This is a genomic window from Bradyrhizobium sp. CCBAU 45389 (assembly GCF_028128625.1).
Classification (GTDB): Bacteria; Pseudomonadota; Alphaproteobacteria; order Rhizobiales; family Xanthobacteraceae; genus Bradyrhizobium; species Bradyrhizobium liaoningense_B.
In genome coordinates, this window is sequence record NZ_LBIY01000006.1 from 142,752 (window position 1) to 153,349 (window position 10,598).

The window sequence follows — 10,598 nt, forward strand, 5'->3', positions numbered from 1 at the left end:
GAGACCGCGGTGCCTGGGCTCGACTTCCAGGCAAAGCGGACGCGACGAATTGATCGTGACACGTCCCGACTAAACTTGGTCAGATCGCGTCGGCCCGCAGCAGCGTGTCCACCGTGATCGTGCCCCGCGCGCGGGAGACGCAGGCGCAGATCTTCTCATTGCTTTGCTTCTGATGGTCGCTGAAGAACACGTCGCGATGGTCGATCTCGCCGTCGACCGCGACCACGTCGATGGCGCAGAGGCCGCATTCGCCGCGCTTGCAGTCGTACATCACCTCGTGGCCGCTGGCGTTGAGCACGTCCAGCATCGAGCGCTCGCGCGGGATTTCGAGCTCGACGCCGGACCCCTTCAGGCGCACGCGAAACGTTTCGGTCGGCAGCGTGCCGCTGGAGCCGAAGGTCTCGTAGCGGAGATCGGGGAGCGGATGGCCGGCGCCGATCCAGGCATGGCGCGCGGCATCCAGCATCCGCATCGGGCCGCAGAACAGCACCAGCGCGCCTTGCGGCAGTGAAGCAAACAGCGCGTCGAGATCGAGCCGCTTGCCCTCGTCGCTGGCATGCACGACGAGGCGGTCACCGAGCATCGCGGCGAGATCGTCGAGATAGGCGGCTTCACGGCGCGACCGCACGGCATAATGCAGCGTGACGTTTACCCCACGCCGCGCCAGCGCCTGCGCGGCACCGAGGATCGGGGTGATGCCGATGCCGCCGGCGATCAGGCAATAGTTTTCGCGAGCCCAATCGACCGCAAGCAGCGAGGCGGGTTGGGTGATGTCGAGCCGCGCGCCCGGCTGCAACGACCACATGTAGCGCGAGCCGCCGCGGGAATCATCAGCGCGGCGCACCGCAATGCGAAGGCCCTGAGAAGAAGCCTCGCCGACCAGCGAATAGGACCGCGTCTCCGGCAGGCCGTCGATGGTCACGCTGACATTGATGTGGCTGCCGACCGGATAGGCCGCACCGTCGAACTGATCGGGGCGGATCAGGAATTCGCGGATGCCGGGCGCGAGATCGCGCGTCGAGACGAGCGTCGCCGGGGTCCAGGTTTCGATGAAGCGCATGGTGCTTGCCTCAATCGGTTGCGGTCTTGATCAGCGCGAGCGCCGGCAGGAGGTCGAGATGGGTCCGGTTGCGCAGCGCGAGCCGTAAGTTGCGCACCGCAAGCCGCGCGTGCTCGCGCATGATGGCTTCGGCGCGCGCGCCTTCGCGGTTCTCGATGGCGTCGATCACGACGCGATGGTGCTCCTGGCCGATGATCAGGATCTGCTGCGCCTCGGGGAGCGCCGACTGCGCCATCACGAAGCCGCTCGGGGATGCGAATGGCAGCGCCGAGGCGCGGTCGATCTGCCGGATCAGCGGCGGGCTGCGCGACAGTTCCGTGAGCTGGGCGTGGAAGCGTGCATTGAGCGTGACATAGGACGAGAACGCTTCGATCGAGATCGGCACCTGGCGCAGCAGCTCGTCGATTGCGCCGAGGCATTCCTTGAGCGGCTCGAGCTCGCGCGCGGAGACGCCGCGTTCGGCGGCAAAGCGCGCAGCCAGCCCCTCCAGCGTGCCGCGCACCTCGATGGAATCGGAGATATCGCGCTCGGAAAACGCCTTCACCATGAAGCCGCCGGAGGGGATCCCCTCCAGGAGGCCTTCCTCCTCGAGCCGCACCAGCGCCATGCGCACCGGCGTGCGTGAGGCGCCTGTGGTCTCCACCGCCTGCAGCTCGGAGATGCGCTCGCCGGGACGTAAAGACCCCGACAGGATCTGGTCGCGCAGCGCGAGCTGCGCCTTCACGGTCTGCGACACGGAACGATCGACCTCACGCTCGGCCATGACCCGCTACTCCGCGGCCTGGAGATGTTGCGGCGGCGGATTTTCCTTCGCCACCATCCTGTCGATCAGCTTGCGCGACCACATCGCGCCGGCATCGATGTTGAGGTTGTAGAAGACGCGATCGGGATTCTCGTCCATGGCGCGCTGCTGCGCTTCCAGGATCAGCTCGTCCTCGCGGAAGATGCCGGAGACGCCCTCGCGGATCTCGGTGGTGATGCGTTGCTCGCCGAGCTGGTAGTTGCGCGCGAAGGCCCAGAAGTAATGGCAGGTCTTCTCGGTCTCCGGCGTGATGGTGTTGAGCACGAAGCCGTTGACGCCCTGCGAGCGATCGCCTTCGGGCGCGCCGGTACCGGTCGGCGCCACGCCGACGTCGATGGCGATGGTGCACGGTGCCTCGAAGCGGATGATCTGCCAGCGGTCGACGAGGCCGGGCTTGCCGAGCTGCTTGGCCCAGAACGGCGGCGGCTCGATGCCGCGCATCCAGCGCGTCACCGTCACCGTCTTCTCGCCGTGGGTGACGTCGAACGGCGCTTCGGCCACCGCGTCGTTACCGATGGAGGAGCCGTGCACAAAAGTCTCGTGGGTGAGGTCCATGAGATTGTCGAGCACGAGGCGGTAGTCGCAATTGACGCGGATGGTCTTGCCGTCGCCGGCCCAGGCCGGATCGTCGTTCCAGTGCATGTCGGGCACGAGCGCGGGATCGGCGAGCGCGGGATCGCCCATCCAGAGCCAGATGTAGCGGTGGCGCTCGACCACGGGATAGGCGCGCACGCAGGCCGAGGGATTGATGGTCTCCTGCGAAGGCATGAAGGTGCAGCGGCCCTGCGCATTGTATTTCAGGCCGTGATAGCCGCAGACGACGGTGTCGCCCTCGAGCCGGCCCTTGGACAGCGGCACCAGGCGGTGCCAGCAGGCGTCCTCGAGCGCAGCCACCGAGCCGTCGGCCTTCCGGTACATCACGATGTGCTTGCCGCAGATCGTCCGCGGCAACAGCGCCGGCTTCACCTCGGCGTCCCAGGCCGCGGCGTACCAGGCGTTCATGGGGAAGGGTTTTGTCATTGGTCTCACTCCCACGGCTTATGTATGCGTTATGTATACAATATCGAAGGAATAGAAACGTTCAAGCGTGAAATATGCTTACTAAAATACCTTTACGATCGATACTGTATACATGCCAGACAATTGGTTGTTTTCCGCGAAGGCGGGGATGACCGCATGCGTCTTACCCTCCCCTGGAGGGGGAGGGTCGCTTCGGATGGAGCAAAGCAGAATGCGGAGCGGGGTGATCTCTCCACACGGGCACTGCCCGAGAGGAGAGATCACCCCACCCCGCTCGACCCTCCCCCTCCAGGGGAGGGTAAGAAAGCGCTGCCTCTTAGAACGCCTTACACCGCGAACACCTTCGCCAGCCCGGCCTGTGCCTCCTCCTGAATCCGCTTCAGGTGCTCGGTGCTGCGGAAGCTTTCGGCGTAGATCTTGTAGACGTCCTCGGTCCCGGACGGCCGCGCGGCGAACCAGCCGAAATCGGTCTCGACCTTGATGCCGCCGAACGGCTGGCCGTTGCCGGGCGCCTTGCTCAGCGTCGAGCGGACCGGATCGCCGGCGAGATCCCTCAGGCCGAGCTGCTCGGGCGTGACGGATTTGAGGATGTTCTTCTGCGGTGTCGTGGCGGCGACGTCGATGCGCGCGTAATGCGGCACGCCGAGCTCGGCGGTGAGGTCATTGAAGAGCTGGCTGGGATCGCGGCCGGTCTTCGCCATGATCTCTGCGGCGAGCAGGCCGAGGATGATGCCGTCCTTGTCGGTGGTCCACACCGTGCCGTCGCGGCGCAGGAACGAGGCCCCTGCACTCTCCTCGCCGCCGAAGCCGAAGCCGCCGCTGACGAGCCCGTCGACGAACCATTTGAAGCCGACCGGCGTCTCGACCAGCTTGCGGCCGAGCTTCTTGGCGACGCGGTCGATGATCGAGCTCGACACCACGGTCTTGCCGATCGCGGCATCCTTGCCCCAGTCCGGGCGGTGCGCGAACAGATAGGAGATCGCGGTCGCCAGATAATGGTTCGGATTCATCAGGCCGCCGGTGCGCGTGACGATGCCGTGGCGGTCGGCATCAGTGTCGTTGGCGAAGGCGACATCGAAGCGGTCGCGCATGCCGATCAGGCTCGCCATCGCGTAAGGCGAGGAGCAGTCCATGCGGATCTTGCCGTCCCAGTCCACCGTCATGAAACGGAAGGTCGGGTCGATCGCCTCGTTCACGACGGTGGCCTTGAGGCCATAGCGCTCGATGATCGGATGCCAGTAATGCACGGCGGCGCCACCGAGCGGATCGATGCCGATCCTGATGCCGGCGGATTTGACGAGATCGAGATCGACGACACTGCCGAGATCGGCGACGTAGGGCGTGATAAAGTCGAAAGGATGCACGTTCGCGGCCTTGCGCGCCTTCGCATAGTCCATTCGCTTCACGCCCCTGAGGCCGTCGGCGAGGTAGGCATTGGCGCGCTTCTCGACCACGCCGGTCACGTCGGTATCGGCGGGGCCGCCATGCGGCGGATTGTACTTGTAGCCGCCGTCCTCGGGCGGATTGTGCGAAGGCGTGACGACGACGCCATCAGCCAGACCAGACGTGCGGCCCTTGTTGTAGGTCAGGATCGCGTGCGAGATCACCGGCGTCGGCGTGTAGCCGCCATCCTTGTCGATCATGATGTCGACGCCGTTGGCGGCGAACACCTCGACCGCGCTCACCAGCGCCGGCTCGGCCAGCGCATGGGTGTCGATGCCGATGAAGAGCGGGCCGGTCAGCCCCTTCTCTTTTCTGTAATCGCAGATCGCCTGCGTGGTCGCGAGGATGTGGCCCTCATTAAAAGTGTTCTTGAACGAGGTGCCGCGATGGCCGGAGGTGCCGAACGCCACCCGCTGCGCGGGGTCCGCAACATCGGGCTTGCCCGCAAAATAGGCCGTCACCAGCCGTGGAATGTTGGTGAGCGCGTCCGGCGAGGCCTGCTTGCCCGCCGCGGGATGAACATCAGCCACTGAATGATCCTCGTCTTGTCGTGAGTGCGGGACACCATAGCATCCGAACGGTGTCCGCCAAACCACAACACGCGCGAGGGGGATGGCGTTCCTTGAATGTGAGGGACGAGCCGTCGCCATATACGCGGTGTCGTCCCGGCGAAGGCCGGGACCCATAACCACGAGACATCGTTTGGCGGAGGATAGTCGTCCGGTACTACGACCTATCGCAATCGATAGATCACGCGGTATGGGTTCCGGCCTTCGCCGGGACGACAGCGAGACGGTTGTGCGCTCACGTACCGGCGCGGAATCCGCTATGCTCCGCCCCACCGTCGCCTTCCGAATCGTCCCATGATCCCTTCGCGCAAGCTGATCCTGCTGATCGCCGGCCTCGTCGTGGCCGGTGCGCCGGCGCGGGCCGCGGAATTCTACACCGAGGACCTGCGCATCCCGATGGCGGAGGCAGGACCGCAGGGGCTGGAGGCGTTCCTGGTGCGCCCGGCGGGGACGAAGCGCTATCCGCTGGCGCTGCTCAGCCATGGCTCGCCGCGCAAGTTCGATGACCGCGCGACGATGTCCGCGCACAAATATTACGGCATCGCGCTGGAATATGCCCGGCGCGGCTTCGCTGCGCTGATCGTGATGCGGCGCGGCTACGGCACCTCGCCCGGCGGCCGTGTCGACAGCGTCGGCGGCTGTGCCAATGCCGCCTATCTACCGGCAGCGGCGGTTGCGGTTGCCGATTTGCGCGCCGCGATCGACGCGATGGCACGGCGAACCGACGTCACCACATCGGGCATGATCGCGGCCGGCCATTCCGCCGGCGGGCTCGCCACCGTCGCGCTGACGGCGCAGGCACCAAGCGGCCTCGTCGCCGCGATCAGCTTTGCCGGCGGCCGCGGCTCGCGCGACGACGACGACGTCTGCAACGAGGATGGGCTGGTGCAGGCCTTCGCGACCTTCGGCAAGACGTCGCGCGTGCCGATGCTGTGGGTCTATGCCAGCAACGATTCGTATTTCGGTCCCGATCTCGCGCGCCGGCTCTATGACGGGTTTCGCGGCAGTGGCGGCACCGCAAAATTCGTCGCAGCGCCGACTTACGGCGACGATGGACACTATCTCTATTCCGTGGCCGGCCGCCCGCAATGGACGCCCTATGTGGACGCGTTCCTGCGCGAGCGCGGGCTGAACCACGACATCCTGAGCCCGCCCGATCCGCTGCCGCCGCCGAACCAGCTCAACGAGGCCGCGCGCGCCGAGTTCGCGCGCTATCTCGCCAGCACGCTGCCGCACAAGGCGTTTGCGGTGTCGCCGAACGGCGGTTACGGCTGGCGTTCGGGGCGCACGACCACTGACGACGCCCAGCGCGATTCGCTCGCCGCCTGCATGAAATGGTCGACGACCTGCACGCTCTATGCGGTCAATGACCGATTGGCCGGACCTGCGCAGAAGCCAGCGACGGACCAGAGCGCCCGCGCGCGGTAGCGCTAGAGCCGTTCGCTGAGCGCGAGCTTGTAGCCGACGCCGGTGACGGTCGCAATGACGGGCGTGCCGCTGCCGACGAGCTTGCGGCGCAGCCGCGCCACCAGCGCATCGACGGTACGGATGTCGACCTCGGCCTGGCGGTTGCTGACAACCTCGATCAGATAGTCGCGGCTGAGCGGCCGGCCGTCGGCGCCGACCAGCGCAGCGAGCAGGTCGAATTCGGCGCGCGTCAACGCCACCGGCTTGCCGTCGGCGCCGAGCAGCTCGCGCCGCGTCAGGTCGATGATCCAGTCGCCGAAGGCGATCGAATTGTGGTTGCGCGCCGCCTTGCGGTCGATCGAGCGCCGCCGCAGCACGCTGCGTGCACGCGCGAGCAGGTCGCGCAGATTGATCGGCTTGGTGACGTAGTGGTCGCCGGCAATCTCGAGGCCGAGGATGCGATCGACGTCGGTGTCGCGGCGGGTCACGAAGATGATGCCCGCGTTGCTGGTCGCCTGGATCTCCTTGGCGAGCTCGAAGCCGTCGCCGTCCGGCAGCTGCACGTCGAGGAAGACGAGATCGGTGCGCGAGCGCAGCGCCTGGCGGCACTCCGCAACGGAGCCGGCGCCGATCACGTCGAAATTGTTGTCGTTGAAATAGCCGACCAGCATCGTCCGCGTCACCGGATCATCCTCGACCACGATCAGCCGCTCGCGGCCTGCGGGACGTATCTCCTGACGTGCGGAATCAGCCACGATGTTGGATGTCCTGTGTGCGTGCGACCCGGCCTGAAAAGTCGCGCCGTCGCGCAACACATTGTCATGTGAACGAACATTCACAGCTGGTTCGAGCCCCCGAAATTGCCTGCCCAATACTAGGCGTATTGTGCTGCCCAAACAATATTGGTCACGGTCTCGCCGTATTAAGTATGAATTACCGCACACTTCTCATCCGGCGCACCATCAATCCGGCATGGTCCCCGCGAGTGCCGCGGCGCCGGCTCGCACCGCCGATCCCACGGCCGGCTCCGGGTTCGATTGCCGGTTAACGTAAAGACTGCCTTCGGCTTCGGGAAAGCCGGCCGCGCCTCTATGGTCCCCCTGCAGATGGACAACCGATGGAGCAGGCGTGATGCAGGGGCAGCCCCGGCCAGTTGCCGGTCGAACCGAGAAAGCCACAACGCCCTTCGGCCGTTCGCATAGCCTCGACTTCCTGCGCGGTCTTGCCATCGTCGGCGTGATGGCGATCCACGTCTCACAATCCTTTCCATCCAACATCCGCGTCGTCGACTTCGCCTTCATGTGCGGCTGGACCGGCGTCAACGTGTTCTACTTCGTCAGCGCCATGACGATGTGCCTGATGTGGACGCAGCGCACCGAAACCAACCCGACGCGCAAATTCTACATCCGCCGTGCCTTGCGCATCGCGCCGCTGTTCTGGCTCGCGATCCCGATCTATCTCGCTGTCAACGGCACCGGTCCAAGCAGCAACGCGCCCAACGGCATCGGGCCGCTCCAGGTGATCCTGACGGCAACGTTCCTGCACGGCTTCTGGCCGGACAGCGTCAACAGCGTCGTGCCGGGCGACTGGTCGATCGCCGCAGAGATGACGTTCTATCTCCTCTTCCCGCTCCTGATCACCGCGTTCGGCGCGCGACGCCACCTCTATCTCGTGCTGGCGATCGTGCTGCATCTCGTCAATGTCTGCCTGTTCAAGCCGTACGCCTTTGCGCTGTTCTCCGCCTATTACGGGCCGGGCCACGAAGCCTTCGTCTGGAACGCGCTGCATCTCAGCTTCCTGAACCAGCTTCCGGTCTTCCTCGTCGGTTGCGCGCTGTTCTTCGCGCTGCGCGACGGCTTCGCCAAATCGGACGCAGCGATCCTCGCCGCCTTCGTCACACTGTCCTTCATCGCCGATCGCGCCACCGGCTCGCACGAGTTCAACTATCTGATAATCAACCTCGTGCTGGGCGCGCCGGTCGCCGGCTGCATTCGCCTGGCGATCCGCTGGTCGCCGATCGAGGCGCTCGGCCGCAACTCCTATTCGATGTACCTGTCGCATTTCGCGGTGATCTACGGCCTGCGCCAGATCTGGCCGCTCGCTGACGGGCTGGTCTCGCTGCTTGTCGCCTATGCCGTCACCGCCGCGCTCAGCTATCTCGTTGCGCGCGCGACCTGGCATCTGGTCGAAGAGCGCGCGCAGAATCTCGCGCACCGTCTGACGTCTGCGGGCGCCGGCAGCCCAGCCATGCGGCTTGACATCGCCGCCTCTGCGACGGCCACGCGCTGAACGCCCCTGCCTCCATCGTCGGGGGCCTGATGCGGCTTGCCTCGCTACCGGCTTCGACTCTACTGTGAAGGATATTCACGCTGGAGTAGGCGCCATGGAGGTCATACTGCTCGGCACCGGCGGCCCGCGCCCGGACCCGCGTCGGATGGCGACGACCACACTGATCAGGCTCGGCGATGAGAACATCCTGTTCGACGCCGGCCGCGGCGTCATGGTGCAGCTCAGCAAGGCCGGCGTGCCGCTCGGCGCCATCAACACGGTCTTCCTCACCCATCACCATTTCGACCACATCGGCGATCTCTACGACGTGATGCTGAATTCATGGATGCATGGTCGCAAGGACGATCTGCGCATCTATGGACCGCCGGATACCGAACGTCTCGTCAACACGCTGGTCACGCAGGTCTACGACAAGGACATCGCCTGGCGCGATCAGGGCGAGCCGACATTCGGCGGCTGGAAGCCGGTCGTCGCAACGGACATCATTCCCGGACCCGTCCTCGACACCGGCCGCTGGAAGATCAGCGCCGAGCTCGTCTCGCATGGCGACGGTCTCGACATCTCGCCGGCATTCCTGGCCCGCTGGATGTGTCTCGGCTACCGCTTCGAGGCGGAGGGGAAGGTCATTGCGATCTCCGGCGACACGGTCCCCTGCCCCGGTCTCGAGCGGCTGGCTGAGGGAGCCGACCTGCTCGTCCAGGTCTGCTTTCTCGCAACGCCCGAGATCAACAACGAGCACCTCCGCCGGCTGGCGAAGTACACGATCGCCTGCGGCGACACCGTCGGCAAGGTCGCGGCCAAGGCCGGCGTGAAGAAGCTCGCGCTGACCCATCACCGGCCCCGCACCGACGATGCCATGCTGAACGCTCTGCTCGCGGATGTACGACAAGACTATTCGGGTCCGGTCGTGCTCGGCGAGGACCTGACGCGGATCGAGGTCTGAAGACCGTCGATCTCAGGACGATGCAACCTCGATCCGGAACGACAAGCGCTCTTCCGCACCGGGCGCGATATGCATCAGGCCGGGCTTGTCGCTGAACTCGCCGTCGAAGCCGGCAGGACTGGCATGGCCGCGCCAGGGCTCGATGCAGAGGAACGGCGCGCCCGACGGTTTTGACCAGACGCCGAGCTCGCGAAAGCCGCGCCATGACATTGTGAGCCAGGGCCCGGTGGATGCGCCCCCGCCTGCGGCAAAGCGGACCGAGTTGCTCTCGATCCGGTCGAAGATGATGGCGTCGTCGACGAACAGGGATTCGGACAGGGGCAGCACCGTGCCTTTGACGGGCGTTGCTTCCGCTGCCGCACGCAGCAAACCGCCGTCGAGACGGCGGACGGGAGATGACTCGGCGTTCGCGAAGGTGAGCGCGTAGCTTTCCTTGGGCACACCGGGCTGGAGCGGCCAGTTGAAGGCGGGATGGCCGCCGAGCGAAGCCGGCAACGTCTCGCCGCCGGTGTTGGCAATCGTGAGTAAGAGGTCGAGACCGGCGTCGTCGATCGTATAAGTGGCCGTCAGGCGGAACGCGAACGGATAGAGCGCGCGCGTCGCCTCGCTGTCTTCGAGCACCAGCACGCAGCGGCTCGCGCCGCGCTCGGCCCACCGGAAGCGGCTGTCGCGCGCAAAGCCGTGCTGCGTCATCCGGTACGTCTTGCCCCGGTGCCGCAATTCGTCCTTGGCGAGACGCCCGACGATCGGAAACAGCAGCGGCGCGTGGCGCGGCCAGGCCGGTTCGGCCTGCCAGACGAATTCGACGCCGGCGTCGCTCCTCAGCGAGGACATTTCGGCGCCTTGCGCCTTGACGGTCGCGGTCAGCCCGCCGCTGCGGATCGTGTGCGTGTCGTCGGTCATGACAATCTCCATGGCGGCGAGGGCTGACGGGCCGAAGCGTGGCGGCTCGATGCGGCCGCATCATATCGCACCAGAGACGATTTCGCCCGCCCCAGGATGAGGCGGGCGAAGCTCAACTTCGAACGGCTTGCTTAAGCCTCCGATGAGCGCCCGACACTCTCG

General features: G+C 65.9%; 9 protein-coding genes. 3 read left to right on the forward strand and 6 right to left on the reverse strand.

Annotated features, from left to right (window positions below; translation table 11 throughout):
* Positions 1–79: 79 nt before the first annotated feature.
* From XH79_RS05340 to pgm, 4 genes are all read right to left on the reverse strand, one after another.
* Positions 80–1,060 carry a PDR/VanB family oxidoreductase gene (locus tag XH79_RS05340; protein ID WP_271580958.1) on the reverse strand — a complete coding sequence of 327 codons (981 nt, stop codon included), beginning with the start codon at positions 1,058–1,060 and terminating at the stop codon, positions 80–82.
* A gap of 10 nt (positions 1,061–1,070) precedes the next feature.
* Positions 1,071–1,823, reverse strand: a complete 753-nt coding sequence (locus XH79_RS05345) for a GntR family transcriptional regulator (RefSeq protein ID WP_271580959.1) — start codon at positions 1,821–1,823, stop codon at positions 1,071–1,073.
* 6 nt (positions 1,824–1,829) lie between these two features.
* On the reverse strand, positions 1,830–2,882 hold the full coding sequence (locus tag XH79_RS05350) for an aromatic ring-hydroxylating dioxygenase subunit alpha (RefSeq protein ID WP_271580960.1): 1,053 nt from the start codon (positions 2,880–2,882) through the stop codon (positions 1,830–1,832).
* Between the two features lie 326 nt (positions 2,883–3,208).
* Complete coding sequence (gene pgm / locus XH79_RS05355) at positions 3,209–4,855, reverse strand: phosphoglucomutase (alpha-D-glucose-1,6-bisphosphate-dependent) (RefSeq protein ID WP_271580961.1); 1,647 nt, start codon at positions 4,853–4,855, stop codon at positions 3,209–3,211.
* Positions 4,856–5,188: 333 nt separating this feature from the next.
* Between pgm and XH79_RS05360 the strand changes: the two genes are divergently transcribed.
* A complete protein-coding gene (locus XH79_RS05360; protein WP_271580962.1) occupies positions 5,189–6,322 on the forward strand; it encodes an alpha/beta hydrolase family protein in 1,134 nt (377 codons plus the stop codon).
* A gap of 2 nt (positions 6,323–6,324) precedes the next feature.
* On the opposite strand, the gene XH79_RS05365 is transcribed toward XH79_RS05360, so the two are convergent.
* Complete coding sequence (locus tag XH79_RS05365) at positions 6,325–7,140, reverse strand: response regulator transcription factor (protein WP_212348187.1); 816 nt, start codon at positions 7,138–7,140, stop codon at positions 6,325–6,327.
* 292 nt (positions 7,141–7,432) lie between these two features.
* Between XH79_RS05365 and XH79_RS05370 the strand changes: the two genes are divergently transcribed.
* Together XH79_RS05370 and XH79_RS05375 are read left to right on the forward strand one after the other, a co-directional pair.
* On the forward strand, positions 7,433–8,590 hold the full coding sequence (locus tag XH79_RS05370; protein ID WP_271580964.1) for an acyltransferase family protein: 1,158 nt from the start codon (positions 7,433–7,435) through the stop codon (positions 8,588–8,590).
* A 94-nt stretch (positions 8,591–8,684) separates the two neighbouring features.
* Positions 8,685–9,533, forward strand: coding sequence for an MBL fold metallo-hydrolase (locus XH79_RS05375; RefSeq protein ID WP_271580965.1), 849 nt, complete (start codon positions 8,685–8,687; stop codon positions 9,531–9,533).
* 12 nt (positions 9,534–9,545) lie between these two features.
* Here the strand turns inward: XH79_RS05375 and XH79_RS05380 are convergent, their stop codons facing one another.
* Positions 9,546–10,436 (reverse strand): aldose 1-epimerase family protein, encoded by an 891-nt coding sequence (locus XH79_RS05380; protein WP_212348196.1) that lies wholly within the window; start codon positions 10,434–10,436, stop codon positions 9,546–9,548.
* Between the last annotated feature and the right edge of the window lie 162 nt (positions 10,437–10,598).